Raw genomic sequence first — 23,968 nt, 5'->3', positions numbered from 1 at the left:
ATGGAGGCGATCCGATAATCGTCTCAGGGTTACCCCCTAGGAGGGCTCCGCCCGGGCGTCAACGATTGTTTCGGTTCGCGCGTTTATATGTGCACTACGGAGTGCACGGCTGGTGCGCGACGCAACGATATCTGCGACAACCGGTGTGACGGGGTGTTCCAGACCAGGCGAACCACCGCACGTGTTTTTGGGAAAGACCCGGCGGGACCGGCAGGATTCGAGTCGGGCTCAGCCGCTTGCGGGCGATTCGCTTTTGACAAGCAGCAGTCATTTTTGCCTGAATTTTTATTGGGAGTTCATCTATGCGGATCGCTCAAATCGCTCCTTTGCATGAAGCGGTTCCTCCGAAGCTCTATGGCGGCACGGAGCGTGTGGTGTCTTACTTGACCGAAGCGCTGGTCGAGCTCGGACACGACGTGACCTTGTTCGCGAGCGGCGATTCGAAGACTTCGGCGAAGCTCGAAGCGTTCTGGCCCCAGGCCCTGCGCCTCGATCCCTCGATCCGCGACACGATGGCGCCCCATATGCTGCTGCTCGAGGAAGTGCACCGGCGGGCACAGGATTTCGACGTCCTGCATTTCCATATCGACTATTACCCGTTCTCGCTGTTCTCGCGCCAGCCCACGCCGCATCTGACCACGTTGCATGGGCGTCTCGACTTGCCCGAGCTGCAGCCGATCTTCAATACGTTCAACAACGTCCCCGTGGTCTCGATCTCGGATAACCAGCGCACGCCGCTGCCCCAGGCGAACTGGCTGTCGACGGTTTATCACGGTCTGCCCGAGAACCTGCTGACGCCGCGCACGGACGTCAAGCCCGGCTATCTTGCGTTCCTCGGCCGCATCTCGCCCGAAAAGCGCGTCGATACGGCCATCCGTATCGCCGAGAAGGCGGGCATGCCGATCAAGATCGCCGCGAAGCTCGACAAAGCGGACCGTGCCTACTATGAAGAGCACATCAAGCCGTTGATGTCCCTGCCGCACGTCGAATACATCGGCGAGATCAGCGAAGCAGAGAAGGCCGATTTCCTCGGCGGCGCGCACGCGTTGCTGTTCCCGATCGACTGGCCGGAGCCGTTCGGCCTTGTCATGATCGAATCGATGGCCTGTGGTACGCCCGTGATCGCGTTCAAGCGCGGCTCGGTGCCCGAGGTGATCGAAAACGGCGTGTCGGGTTTCGTGGTGGAAGACGAGCTGTCGGCCGTGGCGGCCGTCAATCGCCTGCACACGCTGCCGCGCGAAACGGTCCGCAAGGCGTTCGAGGCACGTTTCACCTCGAAGGTGATGGCGCAAAATTACGTCGCCGGCTACGAGGAACTGCTGCGCCAGAAGCGTCGCACCGTTCTGCGCGAAGTCGCGGCGGGTTGACCGCGGGCCGTGCCCGGCTGCCGGTTCTCCGGCGGCCGGCGGGCCGTGCGCCGCTTTCCACGCCCCGTCTGCCCAGCGGCAGGTGGGGCGTTCGCGTTTTTATGAGGCCGTCGATTCGAGGAGAGTGTTTTGACGAGAGCGAACCCCAAGGGGGAGCACCCGGCGCCCGGCGCCGGTACGATCTTCGCGCTGCGCGCGGTCGGTCTCGTGCTGCTCGCGCGCTGGCTCTACTCGATGTCGGAGATGGGCTATGGCGCGTCGTTCTCGGCGATGACATCCTCGCCCTGGGCCTCCATCAACATCGTTTTTCTGTTCCTGCTGATCGTCCTTCCCGGGGCGCATGCGCGTGCGGATAGACCCTTTCATCCGTTGCCGCAGTGGCTGCGTCAGGCGCTGAGGCTCTTCGCGTTTGTCGGCTTGTTGTTCGCGCTATGGACCATCGGCCTCTTCGTCTGGGCCGCCGGTTGGCGGCGCACGGTCCATGCGCTTGCCGAAACCAACGGTTGGCTTGTCGTCGGGCCAGCGCTGTACGCGGCCGTGCTCTGGATTTGCCGGCCCCGCGCGCTGTGGCGTACCAACGTTGCGGCGCGGCGGTTCGCAATCGGCCGCTATGCGATCGCGCTCAACAGCAGCACACGAACGGTCGTTGTCTGGGTCGAAAGCCGCAAGCTGGGCCAGTACGACGCCCGCGAGCTATCCGTGAGGTGGCCTGCAGCCGAGGCGCTCGAACACGCCCATGTGCTGGCTGCCGCAGAGCTTCCGCCTCCCGCTGCCTCACTCGATTCGTTTCGCCGCGGGCCGGGCGCGGCGGCGCGGGCCCCGCGCGAGGGCGGGCGCGAGCGGGCACGGCGTTCGCATGTGGAACTTCTATGGGACTCCCCTGCCGCGGCCGGGCACAATCGCCAGATCGTCTTTCGCGTCACGTTGACGACCGAGGGCGATCGGGCCGCCGCGCGCGCGCTCGACGCGACGCTCAGGCAGGTGTGAGCGTTGTTCGAGGCCTGACGCGTGCGCCGCGGGGTACCACGCGTTGCGAGAACCACGATGAAGCCAATCAAAATCGGCCTTTCGCGCGCTTACGACGCGCCGGGCCAAGACGACGGGAAGCGATTTCTCGTCGATCGTGTCTGGCCGCGCGGTATCACGAAGGACGTGCTGCGTATCGAGGCCTGGCTGCGCGACGTGGCGCCCAGTACCGAACTCAGGCGTTGGTTTGCGCACGATCCGGGGCGTTGGGACGAGTTCGCCAAGCGCTACCGCGCGGAACTCGATGCGAACGAGGCCGCCTGGCAGCCGCTGGCGGTCGCAGCGGCGCACGGCACGCTGACGCTCGTCTATGGCGCGCGCGACCGCGAGCATAATCAGGCGGTCGTGCTGCGAGAGTATCTGGCCGACAAGATTCACCTCCGCTGAGTCCCCTTTGTTTTTCGCTTGATTCGATGAGCCGTAGTCGTTCCGCAAGTCTCCGATTGCCGGCGTTGCTCGCCGAAATTCGCGCATGTCGTGCCTGCGAGGCGCATTTGCCGCTCGGCCCGCGCCCCGTGCTGCAAGCGGAGCGCGAGGCGCGCGTGCTCGTGGTCGGTCAGGCACCCGGCGCCCGGGTGCACGAAACGGGCATTCCGTGGAACGATCGTAGCGGCGAACGACTGCGGGCCTGGATGGACGTGACGCCGGAGCAGTTCTACGATGCCGGCAAAATTGCGATTTTGCCGATGGCGTACTGCTACCCTGGCCGCGGCACGTCGGGTGACTTGCCGCCGCGGCCCGAATGTGCCCGGCTTTGGCTCGATCGTGTGCTGGCCGAATTGCCGCACATCGAATTGACGCTGCTCGTCGGTGCGTATGCCCAGGCGCATTTCCTTGGGAGCGAGCGGCGCGCGACGCTCACCGAAACCGTTGCGGCGTGGCGCGACTATGGGCCGGCTCGTCTGCCGCTGCCGCATCCGTCTCCGCGTAATCAGGGCTGGTTCAAGCATCACCCATGGTTCGAGCGCGAACTGGTGCCGGTGCTCCGGGAGCGCATCGCCGCCGTCCTCGGCGAGCGCGGCGCCCGCGCCGATTAGCCGCCGTGCCCGATCAATCCGCATGCGGTCGAGCTGCGGCGAGCGGGGACCGGAACAAACGCAAAAACCTCCACGGCGGACGCGGCGCGCGGCCGGCGGCGGGACTATCATTGCACCCCTGGTGCGTCGTCTTTTCTCGAAATGACGGCTCGCAGCGATCGAATCAGCGCATATAAAGCGAAATAGAGGGACCGTTCCATGACATCCGGAGTCATCCGCATTCGCGGAGCTCGTCAGCACAATCTCAAAAACATCGACCTCGATTTGCGTACGGGCGAACTTGCCGTCGTGACGGGGCCGTCGGGCTCGGGCAAGTCGAGCCTCGTTTTCGACACGCTTTACGCCGAAGGCCAGCGCCGCTACGTCGAAACGTTCAGCGCCTACGCACGTCAGTTTCTCGACCGCATGGACCGGCCGCAGGTCGATCGTGTCGATGGGGTGCCCCCGGCCATCGCCATCGACCAGACCAACCCCGTGCGCAGCTCGCGCTCGACGGTCGGCACGATGACGGAGCTCAACGACCATCTGAAGCTGCTGTTCGCGCGCGCCGCGCAGCTCTTCGACAAGATCACGGCGCGCCCGGTCAGGCACGACACGCCAGAGACGATCTACGCCGAACTGCTCGAGCGCACGGCGGCAGACGATCCGCGCCTCGTCGTCACATTTCCGGTCGAATTGCCCGAGAGCGCCAGCGCTGCCGAGATCAGCGATTGGCTTTCCGCAAGCGGCTACACGCGCGTGCAGGCGGAGCGCGAGCAGCGCGCGGCCGATGGCAGCGTGCGCAAGGTGCTCGATGTGGTGGCCGACCGCTTCCGGCTGCAAAAAGCCGAAAAAGCGCGGGTGATCGAGGCGCTGGAGGCATCGCTCAAGCGCGGCGGCGGGCGTGTCGACGTATATGTGCTCGCCGAGGCGGGCCAGGAAGAGGCGCAAAAAGAGGCGCAAAAAGAGGCGACCGCACAAGACCAGCCCCGCATCTGGCGCTTCTCGACAGGGCTGCACTGTCCGGAGAGCGATCTGCGCTACGCCGATCCGCAGCCGGGCCTGTTCTCGTTCAATTCCGCATACGGTGCCTGCGATGCGTGTCGGGGCTTTGGGCGCGTGATCGGCGTCGATCTCGGCCTCGTGATTCCCGACGTGCGCAAGACGCTGGCGGGTGGCGCGGTCAAGCCGATGCAGACGCCGGCCTGGAAAGAGTGCCAGGACGACCTGATCCGCTATGCGGCCCGCGCGCGCGTGCGAACGAACGTGCCCTGGTCCGAATTGACGGAGGCCGAGCGCGAATGGGTCATCGAAGGCTCGCCCGATTGGGATGGCGAGTGGCAGCGCGAGTGGTACGGTGTGCGCCGCTTTTTCGGCTATCTGGAATCGAAAGCCTACAAGATGCACATCCGCGTGCTGCTCTCGAAGTACCGCAGCTACACACCATGCGTTACCTGCGGCGGGGCACGGCTCAAGACCGAGTCGCTGCTCTGGCGCCTTGGAACGAAGGACAACGCGGACGCCGTGCTCGCGCCGCAGGCGCGTTTCATGCCGAACGGCACGGGCTGGGGGCGGGAGCAGCTCGAGGCGCTGCCGGGCCTGACCGTGCACGATCTGATGCTGCTGCCGATCGAACGGATCCGGCGTTTCTTCGACGGGTTGACCTTGCCGAGCACGTTGCTCGATGACGCGCTCAAGCTTCTGATCGCCGAAGTGCGTACTCGCCTCAAATATTTGTGCGACGTCGGCCTCGGCTATCTCACGCTCGATCGTCAAAGCCGCACGCTGTCGGGCGGCGAAGTGCAGCGGATCAATTTGACGACGGCTCTCGGCACGTCGCTTACGAAGACGCTTTTCGTGCTCGACGAGCCGAGCATCGGGCTGCATCCGCGCGACCTCGAACGCATCGTAGAGGCCATGCGCCGGCTGCGCGATGCCGGCAACACGCTCGTCGTCGTCGAGCACGACCCTTCCGTGATGCTCGCGGCCGATCGCCTCATCGACATGGGCCCGGGCCCCGGCGAGCGCGGTGGCACGATCGTCTACGACGGCACGCCCGACGCCATTCGCCGCGCCCCGACGCTGACGGGCGAATATCTCGGCGGGCGCCGCCATGTGGCGGATGCCACGCACTGGGCCGCGCGCCCCGTCGATGCTTCCACGCCGCGTCTCGTGCTCGAAGGTGCGAGCGAGCACAATCTGCGCGAGGTGAGCGTCGAGATTCCGCTCGGCCGCCTCGTTTGCGTGACGGGCGTGTCGGGTTCGGGGAAGTCCACGCTCATTCAGGACGTTCTCTACCCGGCGCTGGCTCGCCAACTCGGGCGCGCGACGGAAACGCCGGGCGCGCATCGGGGGCTTTCCGGCGTCGATCTCATTGCCGATGCCGTATTCGTCGATCAGTCGCCGATCGGCAAAACGGCGCGTTCGAACCCGGCGAGCTACGTCGGTGCGTTCGACGAGATTCGCAAGCTGTTTGCGAAGGCGCCCATTGCTCAGCAGCGCGGCTACACGGCCGGCACGTTCAGCTTCAATTCGGGCGACGGACGTTGTCCGACCTGCGGTGGCTCCGGCTTCGAGCACATCGAGATGCAGTTTCTTTCGGACGTCTACTTGCGTTGCCCGGACTGCGACGGGCGCCGCTATCGTGCCGAGGTGCTGGAGGCCAGGATCGAGCGCGGGCAGCCGGCTCGTGCGCTGTCGATTGCGGATGTGCTCGAGCTGACCGTTGCCGAGGCCGTCGCGCTCTTCGCCAACGACGCCGATGTATTGCGTGTGCTGCAGCCGATCGTCGACGTGGGCCTCGAGTACGTCAAGCTGGGGCAACCGGTGCCGACGCTTTCGGGCGGCGAGGCGCAACGGCTCAAACTGGCGGGCTTCCTCGCCGAGACGGCGACGAAAAGCGGCGCCGAAACCACGCCGGGTGGCCGGCTCTTCATGTTCGACGAGCCGACGACGGGCCTGCACTTCGACGACATCGCGAAGCTCATGCGCGCGTTCGGCAAGCTGCTCGCGCGCGGGCACTCGCTGCTCGTCATCGAACACAACCTGGACGTCGTGCGAGTGGCCGACTGGATCGTCGACCTGGGTCCAGAGGGCGGCGATGCCGGCGGCGAGGTCGTGATTGCCGGCACACCGGACGAGGTCAAGGCATGCGCCGCCTCGCACACGGGACGTGCGCTGCGGCAATACGACGATGCGCTCGGCGAAGCATCGCGCGCCGAACCTTTGGGCGAACGGGAGGAAGAGGCCGGCGCACCGCTGCAAGCGGCGCTTGCGGCGGCTCGCGCGCGCCGCGCGGTGCAAGGCGAGGACGTGGTCCGCATCGTCAACGCGCGAGAGCACAATCTGAAGGCGCTCGATGTGGATATTCCGCACGGCAAATTCAACGTGGTGACAGGCGTGTCGGGCTCGGGCAAATCGACACTCGCATTCGACATCCTGTTTCATGAAGGGCAGCGGCGGTATCTGGAATCGCTCAATGCGTACGCGCGCTCGATCGTGCAGCCGGCCGGGCGGCCGGAGGTCGATGCGGTCTACGGCATTCCGCCGACCGTTGCCATCGAACAGCGCCTTTCGCGCGGCGGCAGGAAGAGCACCGTCGCCACGACGTCGGAAGTCTGGCACTTCCTGCGCCTGCTCTACGTGAAGCTCGGCGTGCAGCACTGCGTGCATGATGGCGCGGCGGTCACGCCGCAAAGCGTCGAGTCGATCGCGGCACAACTGCTGCGCGACTACGCCGGCCAGCATGTCGGCCTCCTCGCACCGCTCGTCGTGAACCGAAAGGGGGTCTACACGGACCTTGCGAAGTGGGCGAAGGCACGCGGCAACACGCATTTGCGCGTCGACGGCGAGTTCTTGCCCGTCGATCCGTGGCCCAGGCTCGAACGCTTTCGCGAACATACGATCGAGCTGCCCGTGGCCGATCTCGTGGTTTCGGCCGAGCGCGAAGCCGAACTGCGCCGCGCGCTGGAAGCGACACTCGAACTCGGCAAGGGCGTGATGCATCTGCTCGCGCCGCTCGACGGGCTGGCCGCGTCGCTCGCGTCCGGTGGCTCGCACGCGAACGTCGGTACGCTGCAGGTGTTCTCGGTCAAGCGCGCGTGCCCGGTTTGCGGCACGAGCTATCCCGAGCTGGATCCGCGCATGTTTTCGTACAACAGCAAGCACGGCTGGTGTTCGAGCTGCGTCGGCACGGGCATCGCGCTGACGCGCGAACAGCGCGCCGCATTCGACGACACGACGCTGAGTGCCGACGACCGCGGGCGCGAGCAGACGTTGCCGAGCGAGGAGGTCGAGCCGGAAGGCATCGGCGAAACGCCGTGCCCGGACTGCGGCGGCACGCGGCTCAACGCGGCTGCGCGTGCCGTGACATTCGCGGATCGGTCGATCGTCGATGTTGGCCGGTGGACCGTGAGCGACACGCGCCGCTGGATCGATTCGCTCGAACTCGGCGGGCGCGACGCGCAGATCGCGCGCGACGTCGTGAGCGAGATCGCGAGCCGGCTGGCATTCCTGGAGGAGGTCGGGCTCGGGTATCTGAGTCTGGATCGGGCGGCGCCGACGCTTTCGGGCGGGGAGGCGCAGCGCATCCGGCTCGCCGCGCAGCTCGGCAGCAACCTGCAGGGGGTGTGCTACGTGCTCGACGAGCCTACGATCGGGCTGCATCCGCGAGACAACCGTATTCTGCTCGACGCATTGCGTCAGTTGGGCGAAAAGGGCAACACGCTCGTCGTCGTCGAACACGATGAAGATACGATCCGGCGCGCCGACCACATCATCGATATCGGCCCCGGTGCGGGCAAGCGTGGCGGGCGCCTTGTCGCGGAGGGCACGGTCGACGATTTGGCCGCGCAAGCCGATTCGCTGACGGGGCGGTTTCTCGCACAGCCGATCGTGCACCCGCTCCATCCGCGGCGGCCGGTGCTCGGCGTGCGCAAGGGGGGGGCGGCGGGCGATGCGGACGAATCGCAGCGCTGGCTCACCGTACATGGCGCGAACATGCACAACTTGCGCGACGTCACGGTCGATATTCCGCTGGCGCGCCTCGTGGCCGTCACGGGCGTATCCGGTTCGGGCAAGTCGACGCTCGCGCGCGACGTGCTGATGACGAACCTGCTCGATGCGGTGGGGCGTTCAGTGTTGTCGTCTCCCGCGACACGGCGCGCGCGGCGCTCGGCCGAGGCGGCGCAGGCCGCACAGCCGGCGCGTCGCTCGTCCGTGCGGCCGCGCGCGAGCACGCCGCTCGTCGTCGAGCATCGGTGGCGCGGGTGCAGCTCGATTTCGGGCTGGGAGGCGATCGATCGCGTGCTCGAAGTCGATCAGACACCGATCGGCAAGACCCCGCGCTCATGCCCCGCGACCTATGTCGGAATCTGGGACACGATCCGCAAGCTCTTCGCCGATACACTGGAAGCACGGGCGCGCGGCTATACGGCATCGCGGTTCTCGTTCAACACGGGCAACGGACGCTGTCCGGCCTGCGAAGGGCAAGGCGTGCGCACGATCGGGATGAGCTTCCTGCCCGACGTGAAGGTGCCTTGCGACGTGTGTCACGGGCAGCGCTTCAACCCCGAAACGCTGGCGGTGACTTGGCGCGGCAAGAACATCGGCGATGTCTTGACGATGGAAATCGACGAGGCCGTCGAGTTCTTCTCGGCGATGCAGAACCTCGCGCACCCGTTGCAATTGATGAAGGACGTGGGGCTGGGCTATCTGACGCTCGGTCAGCCGTCGCCCACGCTCTCGGGCGGCGAAGCGCAGCGGATCAAGCTCGTGACCGAGCTTGCGAAAGTGCGCGACGACGTGACGAGGCGCGGGCAGAAGGCGCCGCACACGTTATATGTGCTCGACGAGCCGACGGTCGGGCTCCACATGGCCGACGTCGCGCGGCTCATCAGCGTGTTGCACCGGCTCGTCGATGCGGGGCACAGCGTTGTCGTCATCGAGCACGATCTCGACGTGATTGCCGAGGCCGACTGGATCGTCGACCTCGGTCCCGAGGGTGGGGCGGGGGGCGGAACAGTGGTGGCGGCCACCGATCCCGAATCGCTCGTGCGCGTGCGGGAAAGCCATACGGGTGCCTCGCTGGCGCCCGTGCTCGCCCGCACCGCGGAAAAGACGAAACATCAGGCGAAACATCAGGCGAAACCGGCGCACGTTGCGTGAGCAGCGTACGTGTGCCGCTCAGGCGTCCGGCGCGAGCGCCGGCGCCTCTTTGCCGGCGGAGCGCACGTCGGCAAGCCTGACGGCGCCGCTTTCGCGCTGCCCGATACCGGCCGGTGCGCTCGTCACGCGGCCGATCCAAACGAGCGCGAGCCCCGACAGCGACACGGACAGCCAGCCAATCGTGCCGTAGCCGACGAGATGCCCGGCTGCGTCGTTCGTTATGAGCAACCCGCCGAGCCATGCACCGCAACCCGTGCCGAGTGCCTGCACGGCACCGTTCGCGCTGAGGAACGCGCCGCGCTCGCGCGGCTCGGGCACCGTCGTGAGGATGGCCTGCATCGGGACCATGCGGCCGGAACCCACTACCATGAAGACCGCGAAAAACGCCATGAGCGCGGCGAACGGCAGGGCGGGCAGATGTGTCATCGCCAGAATGCAGGCCATGGCCAGTACCCCGAACACGCGAAAGACGACGCGATGGCCAACCCTGTCCGCAAGACGCCCGACCGCACGCGAAGTACAGAACGTGGCGGCACCGCCGGCCATATAAAGCCATGACAGCCGCCCCGGGGCAATGCCGTGATTGGCGACGAGCATCGGCGAAATGAAGGGGATCACGAGCATGTGCGCGACCATCATCGAGAATGTCAGTGCGAATGCCTTGGCGTGCCGGGCGCGCGTTAGCAGTCGTACGAGAGCGGGCAACGCTTCGGCAACACGGGTGCGCTGACCGCTCAGATGCTCCGTCAGCGAGGGCACGACGCCGAGTGCTGTCGATCCGATGAGCACGCTCAGCGTGCCCAGCAGCCAAAAGGGTGCCGACCAGCCGAAATGCGCACCGAGGAGGACCCCGGCGGGTACCCCGGCAATGGCCGCGAGCGAAAACGACGTCATGATGATGCCGGTGGCCGCACCGCGCCGCGCAACGGGAACGATGTCGGCGACGATCGCCATGACGCCGGCGCTGAGGACGCCGCCGGTGATGCCGGCGAAGGCGCGGCTCACGAGCAGCAGCGAATAGCTGGAGGTGAGCGCGCAGACGACGTTGGACAGCGCGAAGAGCGCATAGACGGCGATCAACAGCTTGCGGCGGTCGAAACGGTCGATGTAGGTAGCCGCGAGCAGCCCCGAAAGGCCGGAGCACCATGAATAAGCCGAGACGGCGGCGGCGAATGCGGATGGCGAAACGCGGAACGCCGACATGATCTGCGGGCCGAGCGGCATCATCACCATGAAGTCCATGATGACCGTGAACTGCACGAGGGCAAGGAGCCAGATGATTCGGCGTTCGCGGGCGGGAGACAGCGTGTACATGTATTGGAGTCCTTATGATCGGGCACGCTTGCTTGGGTAAAAACAAAGGCGGGCCGGCTCGGCCCGCCGCATGAACGGCTACACGGGCTCGGACGGCCCGGCGGCTGGAGCGGCATTCCCTTCGATTTCGGCTGCCGCGCGCAGGAGGATATCGGCGATGCGCCGTTGCTCGTCCTCTCCGGCGTCTGCGCGCCGCACAACGGCAAGCTTGAGTGCATAGCGGGCTTGCAGCAGTTTTGGATGCCAGCGGCCGGGTTCTCCGGCGTCGTCGTCGGCCGCATACGCGCGCCGCATCGATTCCATTTTGCTCGCGACGAAGCTGAGCTTCGCAAGGATCAGGTCGACCTGATCGCGGTGTGCTCCGAGATAGGCACGACCGGCCTCGGCTATTTCGTATCGCTTGCGATTACCTTCCTGCTGAACCGTGACATAGCCCAGTTCTTCGAGATAGGTCAGCGCAGGATAGACCATGCCCGGGCTTGGCGTATAGAAACCATTCGACCGCGATTCCAGGGCTTTGATCAATTCGTAGCCGTGGCGCGGCCCCTCGGCGATCAGCGCGAGCAACATGAGCTGCAAATCCTCGCCCGTGAACTTGCGGCCACGCGTGAAGCCGTCGTCGTCGCCGAAGCCCCGCTCGCCACGGCCGCCGCCCCAGAACGCGCCGCCGCCGTGGCGATGACGGTGCCGCCCGATTGCGTGCCAGAAACTGTGCAGAAAAGAAGGGTCCTCGAAACGGCCAGCATGCCCCTCGTGATGGAAGGTGCGATGCAAGCGATCAAATGCGCGCTCCGCAAAGCCCCTTGCCTGGCTGCCGTGCACGTGATCGGAAAAAAAGGGATGAAAGCGAGGGTGTCGCATCTGCGGCTCCTAGGTGTTTGTGTGTATCTAAAGATATATATCTAAAGATACAAAGTCAAGCATCTCGGTGCGAAGGCGCCAAAGGGCGCGAGGAACCGGTCCGGGAACGGCCGTTGCGCCAGCGGACCGTGCGACGAAAGCTCGCGAGATCAATAGGAGAGAGTCCCATGTTCGTACACAACAAGCGTTTGCAGTACACGGTTCGTGTTGGCGCGCCCCAGCCGGGGCTCGCCAACTTGTTGCTGGAGCAGTTCGGCGGGCCGCAAGGCGAGCTCGCGGCCGCCATGCGGTACTTCACGCAGGCGGTAAGCGAGGAGGACGCTGGCCGCCGCGACATGCTGTTCGACATCGCGACCGAGGAGTTGAGCCACTTGGAAATCATCGGCTCGCTCGTCGCCATGCTCAATCGTGGCGCGAAGGGCGAACTGGCAGAGGCGGTGGATACGCAGGCCGAGCTGTATCGCAAGATCAACGGCGCCGGCAACGACAGCCATGTGACGCAGGTTCTCTATGGCGCGGGCAACCCGCTGACCAACTCGGGCGGTGTGCCGTGGACATCGGCGTACATCGATACGATAGGCGAGCCGACCGCGGACCTGCGCTCGAACATCGCAGCCGAAGCGCGTGCGAAGATCATTTACGAGCGGCTCATCAACGTGAGCGACGATCCGGGTGTGCGCGACGCGCTGGGTTTTCTGATGACGCGAGAGGTTTCGCATCAGAAGTCGTTCGAAAAAGCGCTGTACTCGATCGTCGGCAATTTCCCGCCGGGCAAGCTGCCGCCGAACCCGCAATACGCAAATGCTTATTACAAGATGTCGCAAGGCGAGCCGCCCGAGCTCGGGCCCTGGAACGAAGGGCGCGGGCTGGATCTGGTCGAGAAGCCATCGCCGGCGGTCGATGGCGGCGATGGGCTCGCGTCGGTCAAGTTGGGCGCCGAGCAGCGCGCGACGCTCGATGCGATGAAGCTGCGGCTGAAGTCCGACCGGACCTCGGATCCGGAGACGGGGGCCGAGCTCGGATCGACGGCGCCTGGGCAGGATGGGCTGCGCGGTTGAGTGTGGTGAGCGCGGCCGCCGAAGGCGCCGCGCCCGGCTCATCGCGGGCTGGCCTGCAGGGCTGCGGAGCCGGGAACGGTCTCGGCGGTTGGAGGCGCGAAGTCGCGGGGTGCGCCGTCTCGGCGTGCGCGGATGCGAGCCGGCGCGCACTGGCGTAAGTGTCCGGGCGCTTTTATCATCGCATCCACCGAATCTGCGGGGATGCGTCGTGAGGATCGCAAGTGGAATTGCCGTGGGGTTGAGCTTGTTCGTCGTACTCGGGGCTGCACGGGCGGCGAGCTGGACACCTGTTTTCGAGGACGCCGAGCATACGGTTTATGTGGACTTGGATCGAATCAAGCGCGACGCCCATGGATACCGGCTGGTTTGGGTGATGTCCGATTACACGAAGCATCCGCTCGTCGATCCGGGAAGCGGTGTGACCGCCACCGTCATGGTCGAGCGCGACTCGATCGACTGCGGGATGGATCGCATCAAAGTCTTGTCCGCGCAGTTGTACGACCCGCAAGGAAACAATCTCGGGCAGCCGGATCTGTCGGCCCAGACCTATCGCGACATTCCGCCGGATTCGACAATCGAGGCGATCGAGCACGCGGTGTGCGGCCAGGAGGAGTGATCCAGTGCGGCCTTGCGAGGCAGGCAAAGAAAAAGGCCCTCGGCTTACGCCTGAGGGCCTTTGTTCTTCGGGCTTCCTACGTACCCATGAATCTGGTGGGTAGTACTGGGATCGAACCAGTGACCCCTGCCGTGTGAAGGCAGTGCTCTACCGCTGAGCTAACCACCCGAAGAGCCTCGAATTATGGCAGACCGATCGCGGCTCGTAAAGCCTTTTTTAAGCGGCTTGCGCAACGTCCGAACTGGACCCGGTTGCGGGCTCCGGCTCGCGCCGCCACACGCTCGTGCTCTTGCTGCGTTTCTCGATATCGTCGAGCACGGCCTGATGCGCCCCGAGTTCCGCCTCGTCGGCCGCGATCACGGGCAGGGCCATCGATTCGAGCGCGATGGACACACGAGGGGAGCCCGCATCCGCCTGTACCGCCGTTTCGCTCAGCATGTCGATGACGAGCGTTTCCTGTCCACGCGTCATGGCCAGATACACCTCGGCCAGCAACTCGGAGTCGAGCAAGGCGCCGTGCAGCGTGCGGTGCGCATTGCTGATTCCGAAGCGGTCGCACAGCGCGTCGAGCGAGTTGCGTTTGCCGGGGAACATCGACTTGGCCTGCACGAGTGTATCGATCACGCTCGCGTAATGCTCTCGGAACGGGGGCAGGCCGAGCAGCGCGAACTCGGCTTCGAGAAAGCCCAGATCGAACGGCGCGTTGTGGATGATGAGTTCCGCGTCGTGCACGAAGTCGCGCACCGCGTCGGCGACTTCGGCGAATTTCGGCTTGTCGCTGAGAAACTCGGTCGTGAGGCCGTGCACCGCCAGCGCGCCCGGGTCGCTGTCGCGCTCGGGGTTGACGTAAAAATGTAGATTCCTGCCGGTCAGGCGGCGGTTGACGATTTCCACGCCGCCGATTTCGATGATGCGGTCCCCTGTGCGTGCGTTGAGGCCTGTGGTTTCGGTATCGAGGACGATCTGGCGCATATTCGGTGTCTCTCTGCTCGAGGCGTTCTGAAAAAAGCTGAGGTGAGGCGGCGCTTGCTATCGAGCCAGCGCGCTCACGCCGCGATTGGCTAGAGCGTCGGCCCGCTCGTTCCCAGGATGCCCGGCATGGCCCTTCACCCAGCGCCATTCGATCTCGTGCGTGCCGGCGAGCGTATCCAGGCGCCGCCAGAGATCGGCGTTCTTCACCGGCGTTTTTGCCGCCGTCATCCAGTTCTTCTTCTTCCAGCCGTGAATCCACTCGCTGATGCCTTTTTGCACGTACTGCGAGTCCGTATGGATCACCGCCTTGCAAGGCCGTTTCAGTGCTTCGAGCGCGGCGATCACGGCCATCAGCTCCATGCGATTGTTCGTCGTGGCCGCCTCTCCGCCGAAGAGTTCCTTTTCCTGGTTGCCGTAGCGCAGCAGCGCACCCCATCCGCCAGGGCCGGGGTTGCCCTTGCAGGCACCGTCCGTAAAGATCTCGATGAACTCGGGCGTCACATCAGTCACGTCAGTCACTTCATATTCTCGGGTTGTGTGTCTTATGGGTTGCGGCTGCGGCGAGCCCCGGCGCCAGCACGGGCTTTTTCGCCCGCACGGAGCCGACGAGCCGCATGCCTCGCACGCGCTTGACGGCCGTGACCATATAGGCCGCGCCGAAAATGGGCCACCAGCGATCGCCCGCCTGCTCCATGAAACCGAAGCGGTCGAGCCACTTTTCGCCGACGAGGGGCGGACGATAGCAGCCGAAGCGCCCCCGTTCAAGCTCGAATCCGAGCAATTTGATCCAGTCCTTGATCCGCGTAAACGCGATCAGATCATGGGCGGCCGGCACGAACGGCTGGCCCGTCATTTTGCCGAACGACTGGCGCGCGCCCCACAGGCTCAGCGAATTGAAGCCGAGGATGATGAGCTGCCCCTCCGGCATCAGGATGCGCTCGGCCTCGCGCAGCAGCCGGTGCGGGTCGCGTGTGAATTCGAGCGTGTGCGGCATGACGATCAGATCGACGCTTTGCGCCTCGAACGGCAAATCGAGCAGATCGCACCAGACGGTCGTGCGGCCGTCCGGCGCATGGGCGTCGCTCGGCGCATACGGCGCGTCCGGCGGCATCGGCTGCTCGAGCCCGGCGGGCGGGCAGCGGTAGGGCGCGCTTGCGCCGCTCGCCGCATCGAGCACGAGCGCGCGGCAAGGCATGCGGTTTTCCCGCAGCGCGTCGAGCTGCGGCAGGCCGAGCTGCAGCGCGTGGTAGCCGAACGCGTTGAACACGACGCGGTCGAGCTGTGCCTGCTCCCACGCGAGCACGTAGCGTCCGGGCGGGGAGTCGGTCCAGGCGGGCCAGTCTATAATCGATCGATCAGACATCGTGATGAATGCGCGCCTATGAAAACGCTCGAATACGTGCCGGTGCCGGCGTTTGCTGACAACTACATCTGGCTCGTGTCGAACGGGCGCGATGCGGTCGCGGTCGACCCGGGCGAAGCCGCGCCGGTGCGCACGTATCTCGCGCAAAAGGGCTGGCGGCTGAGCGCTATTTTACTCACGCACCATCATGCCGACCACGTCGGCGGAGTGGCCGATCTCGTCAGCGAGGCCGGCGTGCCCGTCTATGGCCCCGCGGCGGAAGCGATCGCCGAGGTCACGCATCCCGTTGCCGGCGGTGACCGCGTCCATCTCGCCGCGCCCGCAATGACCCTGCAAGTCATCGACGTGCCCGGGCATACGCGCGGGCACATTGCCTATTTTCAGGCGGCCGAAGGCGGCGCCGCGCCGCACGTCTTTTGCGGCGACACGCTCTTCGCCTGCGGCTGCGGGCGGTTGTTCGAGGGCTCGCCCGCTCAAATGCTGGGCTCGCTGGATGCGCTCGCGGCACTGCCGGGCACCACGCAGGTCCATTGCGCACACGAATACACCCTGTCGAATATCCGTTTCGCGCTTGCCTGCGAGCCGGACAACGCGGCGCTGGTTGCCTGGCAGGAGGAGGCTGCCGCCCGCCGGGCGCGCAACGAGCCGACGCTGCCCACCACGATCGAACACGAGCGCGCAGTCAATCCGTTTCTGCGCGCGGATTCGCAGGCGATCCGCGAAACCCTGGCCGAGCAGCTGCGCGAACCCGTGACCGACCGTCTCACCTCGTTCACATTGATGCGGGAGTGGAAAAACCGCTTCCGATAGAGGCGGGCGGGGCCGGCAGAGTTTCGTGAAAACATCTCACGACACACGCCAAGCCTCGGATTTGTCAGGTTTTTTTCTTATTTTCTGTTGACGGGAGCGGTATGCTTTCGTACTATCGCGTGCAATTTCCAGCTTTGGAAGCCGAGACGTTCATGCGATTTTTCCTCAGTACGCTACTGGTTCTCATGCTCGCCGCGTGCGCGAGTCAGGGGCCCGGGGCGAACTCTGCCTCCTCCTCCTCCTCAGAGGCTTCCAACGCGCAAGCCGCCACCGATACGCTGCGCGCCGTCACTGCAAAACAGACGATCGACGTCGACAAAAGCTCGGTCGATCAACTGACGAGTGCCGATTCCGATCTGTGGGGGCGCATTCGCCGCGGCTTCCAGATGCCCGATCTGCAAAGCGACCTCGTCGACATGCAGGTGAACTGGTATGCCCAGCGTCCCGACTACGTCGAGCGCATGACGGAGCGGTCGCAAAAGTATCTCTATTACATCGTCGAAGAGCTCGAGTCGCGCCATATGCCGACCGAACTCGCGCTGCTGCCGTTCATCGAATCGGCGTACAACCCGCAGGCCCTGTCGGTCGCGAAGGCGGCCGGCATGTGGCAGTTCGTGCCGGACACGGGCCGCACGTACAACCTCAAGCAGAACATGTGGCAGGACGAGCGCCGCGACGTGCTGGCATCGACGGGTGCCGCGCTCGATTACCTCTCGCGGCTGCACGACATGTTCGGCGACTGGTACCTCGCGCTTGCCGCCTACAACTGGGGCGAAGGCAACGTGCAGCGCGCCATCGCGCGCAATCAGGCGGCGGGGCTGCCCACCGACTATCAGAGCCTGCGCATGCCCAACGAGACGCGCAACTACGTGCCGAAGCTGCAGGCCGTGAAGAACATCGTCGCGAATCCGCAGATTTACGGGTTGGCGCTGCCGTCGATTCCGAACCATCCGTACTTCGTGACCGTCACGACGTCGCACGACATCGACGTGGCAATGGCCGCGAAGCTTGCGAACATGTCGGCTGACGAATTCCGTGCGCTCAATCCGTCATTCAAGAAACCCGTGATCCTCGGTGCCACCGAGCCGCAGATTCTGCTGCCGTTCGACAACGCGAGTGCGTTCGAGCGCAACCTCAAGCGCTACGACGGTCAGCTCTCGTCGTGGACCACCTACACGGTGACCGAGCGCGCGCGGCCGGCGGCGCTTGCAGAGAAGATCGGTGTCGATGCCGCGACGCTGATGGCCGTCAACAAGATTCCCGCCGGCATGCGTCTGAAGCCGGGCTCGACGCTGCTCGTGCCGCGCGACGACGACGATGACGAGGACATCAGCGCCGATGTGGCGGAAAGCGCGGTGCTCGCAATGGAGCCCGACGTGCCGGACACGCGCAAGATGCTGATTCGCGTGCGCCGCAAGCAGTCGATGGCAGCCGTGGCGGCGCGCTATCAGGTGTCGGTCGGTCAGTTGAAGTCGTGGAACAAGACCCGGCGCGACACCTTGCTGCCCGGTCAGGTGATCGTGCTGCATGTGCCGGTGGGTAGAGCGCTGCCCGCTGAACCGGGCCCGCAGAAACTGGCCACGGCGATGCCCGCGGACGTCAAGCCGGAGAAGGTATCCGCGCGCGCTACCGACGTCCCTTCAGCTTCCCGTGCCGGCAAGGCGTCGGTACGCAAGCAGGGCGCGACCAAGGCGGTGAAGACGGCTGCACGTACGAACGCCAAGGCTGCGCCGGCGCCGAAGGCCACGGCCTCGAAGTCGTCTAAAAAGGCGACGAAGGAAGCGAGCGGCAAATCGACGACCGTTGCCTCGCGCAAGAGTGCTCGAGAGCAGCAGTAGGCCCGCTGCCACGTTTTTCGGAAAACGCCGCCATGATTACGGGCGGCGTTTTCATTTTGTGCCGGTTGTTCCTCCGAGCACTTTGCCGGTGCGGGGCGTGGGTGTAGCATCGGGCAGATGGCCGCTGCGGCGGTCGTCGCAAGGGTTGGCCGATCGGTATGTCCATTGTAGGGAAGGGGCTTTCGCGCTATAATTTGAAAGTTTGCACTATTCAACCCGCACCCTAGCGCCTACCTTCCTCCTCCCGTTCATCCGCCGCTCGATGTCTCGCGTGGCGCACCCGGCTGAATCAGGCTGGCCAAGGCGAATTGCACGCCGTGGCACGCCGTGGCACCCTCGCCGGGCTTGCGACGCGAAGCGCGACACGAGGCGCCCATCGGTCGCGACGCGGCTGGATGCGTGCCCTTTTCAGGGCGGATGACAGGTCGGCAACAGGGTGTTCCCAAGGAGCTTCCCCGTGTTGCCGTCATTTCCTCCCGCTCTGCTTGCTCTCGCCGACGGCACGGTCTTTCGCGGTTATTCGATCGGCGCGGCCGGTCATACGATCGGCGAGGTGGTTTTCAACACAGCGATCACCGGCTATCAGGAAATCCTGACCGACCCGAGTTACGCCCGTCAGATCGTGACGCTCACCTACCCCCACATCGGTAACGTCGGGGTCAACGGCGAAGACGTCGAATCGACGAAGGTCCATGCCGCAGGCCTCATCATCCGCGATCTGCCCGTGCGCGCTTCGAACTTCCGCATGCAGCGCACGCTCGCCGAGTATCTGAACGACGAAGGCGTGGTCGCCATTGCCGGCATCGACACGCGTCGCCTCACGCGCATCTTGCGCGACAAGGGCGCGCAAAACGGCTGCATTCTGGCCGGCGGCGACGACGAAGCGCGTGCGATCGAGCTCGCGCGGTCGTTCCCGGGCCTCGCGGGGATGGATCTCGCGAAGGTGGTGTCGGCGACCAGGCCGTACGAGTGGACGCAGACCGAGTGGCGTCTCGGTACCGGCTTCGGTGCGCAGCGCGCGCCGCGCTACCGTGTGGTCGCGTTCGATTACGGCGTGAAGTACAACATCCTGCGCATGCTGGCCGAGCGGGGCTGCCACGTAACGGTGCTGCCGGCGCAATCGAGCGCGGCCGACGCACTCGCCCTGAATCCGGACGGCATCTTTCTTTCGAACGGCCCGGGTGACCCCGAGCCGTGCGATTACGCGATCGAGGCGACGAAGGCCTTCATCGAGCGCGGGATTCCGACCTTCGGCATCTGCCTCGGGCACCAGATCATGGGCCTCGCGGTGGGCGCGAAAACGATGAAGATGAAAACGGGCCACCACGGCGCCAACCACCCGGTGAAGGACCTGGCGGACGGCCGGGTCGTCATCACGTCGCAGAACCACGGCTTCGCGGTGGATGCGGCCACGCTGCCGGCCAACGCGCGCGTGACGCACGTGTCGCTTTTCGACGGCACGCTGCAGGGGTTCGAGTTGACCGACAAGCCCGCGTTTTGCTTCCAGGGTCACCCCGAAGCATCGCCCGGTCCGCATGATATCGGCTACCTGTTCGACCGCTTCACCGCGTTGATGGATTCGAAGCGCGGCAACGCGGCGGCGTGACCCGGCGCGGCGCCCGAAAGATGGCGCCGCGGCCCGGCCAGGAACAGAGCACACAGATTAGACAAGCGAGAGCGTTATGCCCAAGCGGACAGACATCCAAAGCATACTCATCATCGGCGCGGGGCCGATCATCATTGGCCAGGCCTGCGAGTTCGATTACTCGGGCGCCCAGGCCTGCAAGGCATTGCGCGAGGAAGGCTACAAAGTCGTTCTCGTGAACAGCAACCCGGCCACGATCATGACCGATCCGAACACGGCCGACGTGACCTATATCGAGCCGATCACCTGGGAGGTGGTCGAGCGCATCATCGCCAAGGAGCGCCCCGACGCGATCCTGCCGACGATGGGCGGCCAGACGGCGCTCAACTGCGCGCTCGATCTGTTCCACCACGGCGTGCTGGCGAAATACGACGTGGAGTTGATCGGCGCCTCGCCCGAGGCCATCGACAAGGCGGAAGATCGTCAGAAGTTCAAGGACGCGATGACGAAGATCGGCCTCGGCTCGGCGAAATCGGGCGTCGCGCACTCGATGGAAGAGGCGTTGACGGTGCAGGCCGAAATCGCGGCGCAAACGGGCGGACAGGGCTACCCCGTCGTGATCCGGCCGTCCTTCACGCTCGGCGGCTCGGGCGGCGGCATTGCGTACAACCGGCAGGAGTTCGAAGAGATCTGCCGGCGTGGTCTGGATCTCTCGCCCACGCGCGAATTGCTGATCGAAGAGTCGCTGCTCGGATGGAAAGAGTACGAGATGGAAGTCGTGCGCGATCGCGCCGACAACTGCATCATCGTCTGCTCGATCGAGAACCTCGACCCGATGGGCATCCACACAGGCGATTCGATCACCGTCGCGCCCGCGCAGACTCTGACCGACAAGGAATATCAACTCCTGCGCAATGCATCGCTCGCCGTGCTGCGCGAGATTGGCGTCGACACGGGCGGCTCGAACGTGCAGTTCGCGATCAATCCGCGCGACGGCCGCGTGATCGTGATCGAGATGAATCCGCGCGTGTCGCGCTCCTCCGCGCTTGCGTCGAAGGCAACAGGCTTCCCGATCGCCAAGGTGGCGGCAAAGCTCGCCGTCGGCTATACGCTCGACGAACTCAAGAACGAGATCACGGGTGGCCAGACGCCGGCTTCGTTCGAGCCGACGATCGATTACGTCGTGACGAAGGTGCCGCGTTTCGCGTTCGAGAAGTTCCGCGAGGCCGATCCGCACCTGACGACGCAAATGAAGTCCGTGGGAGAGGTGATGGCGATCGGCCGGACCTTCCAGGAATCGTTCCAAAAGGCCCTGCGCGGCCTCGAAGTGGGCGTGGACGGTCTCGACGAGAAATCGAGCGATCGCGACGAGATCGTGCGCGAGATCGGCGAGCCGGGCCCCGACCGGATCTGGTACGTGGGCGATGCATTCCGTATCGGCATGACGCTCGACGAAGTGTTCGAGGAAACGTCGATCGACCCCTGGTTCCTGGCCCAGATCGAAGAGATCGTGCGCAAGGAGCGGGCGCTTGCCGGCCGTACGCTCGCGAGCCTTACGAAGGACGAACTGCGCTATTTGAAGCAAAGCGGCTTCTCCGACCGGCGGCTCGCCAAGCTGCTCGGCGCGAAGCCGGCCGAGGTTCGCGCACGCCGCATCGAGCTTGCCGTGCGGCCCGTCTACAAGCGTGTCGATACCTGCGCGGCCGAATTTGCGACGAAGACGGCCTACATGTACTCGACCTACGAAGAGGAATGCGAGGCGCAGCCGACGTCGAACAAGAAGATCATGGTGCTCGGCGGTGGCCCGAACCGGATCGGGCAGGGCATCGAATTCGACTACTGCTGCGTGCACGCGGCGCTCGCGATGCGCGAGGACGGCTATGAGACGATCATGGTCAACTGCAACCCGGAAACGGTATCGACCGACTACGATACGTCCGATCGCCTCTACTTCGAGCCGCTCACGCTTGAAGACGTCCTCGAAATCGTCGACAAGGAAAAGCCGCTCGGCGTAATCGTGCAATACGGCGGCCAGACGCCTCTGAAGCTCGCGCTCGATCTCGAGGCGAACGGCGTGCCGATCATCGGCACCTCGCCCGACATGATCGACGCAGCGGAAGACCGCGAGCGTTTCCAAAAGCTGCTGAAGGACCTCCAACTGCGCCAGCCGCCCAACCGGACGGCGCGTGCGGAAAGCGAAGCGCTCGCGCTGGCCGACGAGATCGGTTATCCGCTCGTGGTGCGTCCCTCGTATGTGCTCGGCGGTCGCGCGATGGAAATCGTGCACGAGCCGCGCGATCTCGAGCGCTACATGCGCGAGGCCGTGAAGGTGTCGAACGATTCGCCGGTGTTGCTCGACCGCTTCCTCAACGATGCGATCGAATGCGACGTCGACTGCATCTCGGACGGCAAGGCCGTGTTCATCGGCGGCGTGATGGAACATATCGAGCAGGCCGGTGTGCACTCGGGCGATTCGGCGTGTTCGCTGCCGCCGTATTCGCTCTCGAAGGAGACCATCGCCGAGCTCAAGCGGCAGACCGCCGCGATGGCGCGTGCGCTGAACGTCGTCGGCCTGATGAACGTGCAGTTCGCGATTCAGCAGGTCCGCGAAAACGACGGCTCGCTGCGGGACGTCATCTACGTCCTCGAAGTGAACCCGCGCGCATCGCGCACGGTGCCGTACGTATCCAAGGCGACGGGCCTGGCGCTGGCGAAGATCGCCGCACGGGCAATGGTTGGCCAGCCGCTCGAGCAGCAGGGTGTGACGAAGGAGATCGAGCCCCCTTACTTCAGCGTGAAGGAGGCGGTGTTTCCGTTCGTGAAGTTCCCGACGGTCGACCCGGTGCTCGGGCCTGAAATGCGTTCGACGGGTGAGGTGATGGGCGTGGGCCAGACCTTCGGCGAAGCGCTCTTCAAGTCGCAGCTCGCGGCGGGCTCGCGCCTGCCGGCATCGGGTACGGTCCTTCTCACGGTGATGGACGCCGACAAGCCGAAGGCCGTCGAGGTCGCCCGGATGCTGCACGAGCTCGGTTACCCGATCGTCGCGACGAAGGGTACCGCGGCGGCCATCGCATCGGCGGGTGTGCCGGTGAAGGTCGTCAACAAGGTAAAGGACGGCCGGCCCCATATCGTCGACATGATCAAGAACGGCGAGATCGCGCTCGTCTTCACGACCGTTGACGAAACGCGGGCGGCAATCGCCGATTCGCGCTCGATCCGCATGAGCGCCCAGGCGAACAAGGTCACCTACTACACGACGATGTCGGGTGCGCGGGCGGCCGTCGAAGGTCTGCGCTATCTGAAGGACCTCGAAGTCTATGATTTACAAGGACTACATGGTCGCCTAAACTAATCGTTCGATATCAGAACTGAGCGGGGTCGGCTTCGACCCCAGATGCCGCGGTTAAGCGGCGTCCCCTCCGGTGGCGATGCGCGCCTGACGGGATGCACTTAACCGCGGCGCTTTTTTTAAAGTCGTTTTTTGCTTACTGAACTGTCTATGAGCACCATTCCATTGACGAGGCGGGGCGCCGACAAGCTGCGTGACGAACTGCAGCGGCTGAAGTCCGTCGAGCGGCCGGCCGTCATCAACTCGATCGCAGAGGCGCGTGCACAGGGCGATTTGTCGGAGAACGCCGAGTACGACGCGGCGAAGGAAAAACAGGGCTTCATCGAGGGGCGGATCGCCGAAATCGAATCGAAGCTGGCCGCGGCCCAGGTAATCGACCCGTCGTCGGTGGACGCCGATGGCCGCGTGGTATTCGCCGCGACGGTGCAACTCGAGGATCTCGACTCCGGCAACATCGTCACCTACCAGATCGTCGGCGACGACGAAGCCGATCTCGATCACGGCCTGATTTCCGTCAGTTCGCCGATCGCGCGTGCGCTTATCGGCAAGAGCGAGGGCGATGTGGCCGAGGTGCAGGCCCCGAGCGGCGTGCGCGAGTACGAAATCATCGAGGTTCGTTACGTCTGAT

At 65.1% G+C, this 23,968-nt stretch carries 17 protein-coding genes and 1 tRNA gene; 12 read left to right on the top strand and 6 right to left on the bottom strand.

The window, feature by feature from the left end; genetic code table 11:
- Positions 1-302: 302 nt before the first annotated feature.
- From U0034_RS04070 to uvrA, 5 genes are all read left to right on the top strand, one after another.
- A complete protein-coding gene (locus U0034_RS04070) occupies positions 303-1,367 on the top strand; it encodes a glycosyltransferase family 4 protein (protein WP_085224078.1) in 1,065 nt (354 codons plus the stop codon).
- 129 nt (positions 1,368-1,496) lie between these two features.
- Positions 1,497-2,354 (top strand): hypothetical protein, encoded by an 858-nt coding sequence (locus tag U0034_RS04065; protein ID WP_085224080.1) that lies wholly within the window; start codon positions 1,497-1,499, stop codon positions 2,352-2,354.
- Positions 2,355-2,411: 57 nt separating this feature from the next.
- Entirely contained in the window at positions 2,412-2,780 is a 369-nt protein-coding gene (locus U0034_RS04060) for a DUF488 domain-containing protein (protein ID WP_176072570.1), read from the top strand.
- A 26-nt stretch (positions 2,781-2,806) separates the two neighbouring features.
- Positions 2,807-3,430, top strand: a complete 624-nt coding sequence (locus U0034_RS04055) for a uracil-DNA glycosylase family protein (protein WP_085224082.1) — start codon at positions 2,807-2,809, stop codon at positions 3,428-3,430.
- Between the two features lie 198 nt (positions 3,431-3,628).
- Complete coding sequence (uvrA, locus tag U0034_RS04050; protein WP_085224084.1) at positions 3,629-9,574, top strand: excinuclease ABC subunit UvrA; 5,946 nt, start codon at positions 3,629-3,631, stop codon at positions 9,572-9,574.
- Between the two features lie 18 nt (positions 9,575-9,592).
- Here the strand turns inward: uvrA and U0034_RS04045 are convergent, their stop codons facing one another.
- Both U0034_RS04045 and U0034_RS04040 read right to left on the bottom strand, forming a co-directional pair.
- Complete coding sequence (locus U0034_RS04045; protein ID WP_085224086.1) at positions 9,593-10,888, bottom strand: MFS transporter; 1,296 nt, start codon at positions 10,886-10,888, stop codon at positions 9,593-9,595.
- 78 nt (positions 10,889-10,966) lie between these two features.
- A complete protein-coding gene (locus U0034_RS04040) occupies positions 10,967-11,749 on the bottom strand; it encodes a PadR family transcriptional regulator (RefSeq protein WP_085224088.1) in 783 nt (260 codons plus the stop codon).
- 167 nt (positions 11,750-11,916) lie between these two features.
- On the opposite strand from U0034_RS04040, the gene U0034_RS04035 reads away from it, so the two are divergent.
- Positions 11,917-12,807 (top strand): manganese catalase family protein, encoded by an 891-nt coding sequence (locus tag U0034_RS04035; protein ID WP_085224091.1) that lies wholly within the window; start codon positions 11,917-11,919, stop codon positions 12,805-12,807.
- A 208-nt stretch (positions 12,808-13,015) separates the two neighbouring features.
- Entirely contained in the window at positions 13,016-13,423 is a 408-nt protein-coding gene (locus U0034_RS04030) for a surface-adhesin E family protein (protein WP_139831105.1), read from the top strand.
- 93 nt (positions 13,424-13,516) lie between these two features.
- On the opposite strand, the gene U0034_RS04025 is transcribed toward U0034_RS04030, so the two are convergent.
- The 4 genes from U0034_RS04025 to U0034_RS04010 all read right to left on the bottom strand — a co-directional run bounded on the left by U0034_RS04025 (position 13,517) and on the right by U0034_RS04010 (position 15,758).
- Positions 13,517-13,591, bottom strand: a tRNA-Val gene (locus U0034_RS04025).
- Between the two features lie 48 nt (positions 13,592-13,639).
- Entirely contained in the window at positions 13,640-14,395 is a 756-nt protein-coding gene (gene dnaQ / locus U0034_RS04020) for a DNA polymerase III subunit epsilon (RefSeq protein WP_085224096.1), read from the bottom strand.
- Between the two features lie 57 nt (positions 14,396-14,452).
- Positions 14,453-14,896: a ribonuclease HI gene (gene rnhA, locus U0034_RS04015; RefSeq protein WP_085224098.1), complete on the bottom strand. Its 444-nt coding sequence runs from the start codon at positions 14,894-14,896 to the stop codon at positions 14,453-14,455.
- A 19-nt stretch (positions 14,897-14,915) separates the two neighbouring features.
- Positions 14,916-15,758 carry a class I SAM-dependent methyltransferase gene (locus U0034_RS04010; protein WP_085224100.1) on the bottom strand — a complete coding sequence of 281 codons (843 nt, stop codon included), beginning with the start codon at positions 15,756-15,758 and terminating at the stop codon, positions 14,916-14,918.
- 18 nt (positions 15,759-15,776) lie between these two features.
- Here U0034_RS04010 and gloB point away from each other — a divergent pair, with 18 nt between their 5' ends.
- From gloB to greA, 5 genes are all read left to right on the top strand, one after another.
- Entirely contained in the window at positions 15,777-16,568 is a 792-nt protein-coding gene (gloB, locus tag U0034_RS04005; RefSeq protein WP_085224102.1) for a hydroxyacylglutathione hydrolase, read from the top strand.
- A 152-nt stretch (positions 16,569-16,720) separates the two neighbouring features.
- Positions 16,721-18,406, top strand: coding sequence for a transglycosylase SLT domain-containing protein (locus tag U0034_RS04000; RefSeq protein ID WP_085224491.1), 1,686 nt, complete (start codon positions 16,721-16,723; stop codon positions 18,404-18,406).
- A gap of 457 nt (positions 18,407-18,863) precedes the next feature.
- Entirely contained in the window at positions 18,864-20,012 is a 1,149-nt protein-coding gene (carA, locus tag U0034_RS03995) for a glutamine-hydrolyzing carbamoyl-phosphate synthase small subunit (RefSeq protein WP_085224104.1), read from the top strand.
- Positions 20,013-20,088: 76 nt separating this feature from the next.
- A complete protein-coding gene (gene carB / locus U0034_RS03990; protein WP_085224106.1) occupies positions 20,089-23,343 on the top strand; it encodes a carbamoyl-phosphate synthase large subunit in 3,255 nt (1,084 codons plus the stop codon).
- 147 nt (positions 23,344-23,490) lie between these two features.
- Positions 23,491-23,967 (top strand): transcription elongation factor GreA, encoded by a 477-nt coding sequence (gene greA, locus U0034_RS03985; protein ID WP_085224108.1) that lies wholly within the window; start codon positions 23,491-23,493, stop codon positions 23,965-23,967.
- The last annotated feature ends 1 nt before the right edge of the window (position 23,968 follow it).

The sequence above is a fragment of the Trinickia caryophylli genome (assembly GCF_034424545.1).
Classification (GTDB): Bacteria; Pseudomonadota; Gammaproteobacteria; order Burkholderiales; family Burkholderiaceae; genus Trinickia; species Trinickia caryophylli.
This window is presented reverse-complemented; position numbering and strand designations above follow the sequence as displayed.

Coding starts and splice junctions, on each gene's coding strand:
- U0034_RS04045 (WP_085224086.1), bottom strand. CDS start 10,888: ATGTACACGCTGTCTCCCGCCCGCGAACGCCGAATCATCTGGCTCCTT.
- greA (WP_085224108.1), top strand. CDS start 23,491: ATGAGCACCATTCCATTGACGAGGCGGGGCGCCGACAAGCTGCGTGAC.
- carB (WP_085224106.1), top strand. CDS start 20,089: ATGCCCAAGCGGACAGACATCCAAAGCATACTCATCATCGGCGCGGGG.
- U0034_RS04070 (WP_085224078.1), top strand. CDS start 303: ATGCGGATCGCTCAAATCGCTCCTTTGCATGAAGCGGTTCCTCCGAAG.
- U0034_RS04055 (WP_085224082.1), top strand. CDS start 2,807: ATGAGCCGTAGTCGTTCCGCAAGTCTCCGATTGCCGGCGTTGCTCGCC.
- uvrA (WP_085224084.1), top strand. CDS start 3,629: ATGACATCCGGAGTCATCCGCATTCGCGGAGCTCGTCAGCACAATCTC.
- U0034_RS04010 (WP_085224100.1), bottom strand. CDS start 15,758: ATGTCTGATCGATCGATTATAGACTGGCCCGCCTGGACCGACTCCCCG.
- U0034_RS04040 (WP_085224088.1), bottom strand. CDS start 11,749: ATGCGACACCCTCGCTTTCATCCCTTTTTTTCCGATCACGTGCACGGC.
- U0034_RS04035 (WP_085224091.1), top strand. CDS start 11,917: ATGTTCGTACACAACAAGCGTTTGCAGTACACGGTTCGTGTTGGCGCG.
- dnaQ (WP_085224096.1), bottom strand. CDS start 14,395: ATGCGCCAGATCGTCCTCGATACCGAAACCACAGGCCTCAACGCACGC.
- U0034_RS04000 (WP_085224491.1), top strand. CDS start 16,721: ATGCGATTTTTCCTCAGTACGCTACTGGTTCTCATGCTCGCCGCGTGC.
- U0034_RS04060 (WP_176072570.1), top strand. CDS start 2,412: ATGAAGCCAATCAAAATCGGCCTTTCGCGCGCTTACGACGCGCCGGGC.
- gloB (WP_085224102.1), top strand. CDS start 15,777: ATGAAAACGCTCGAATACGTGCCGGTGCCGGCGTTTGCTGACAACTAC.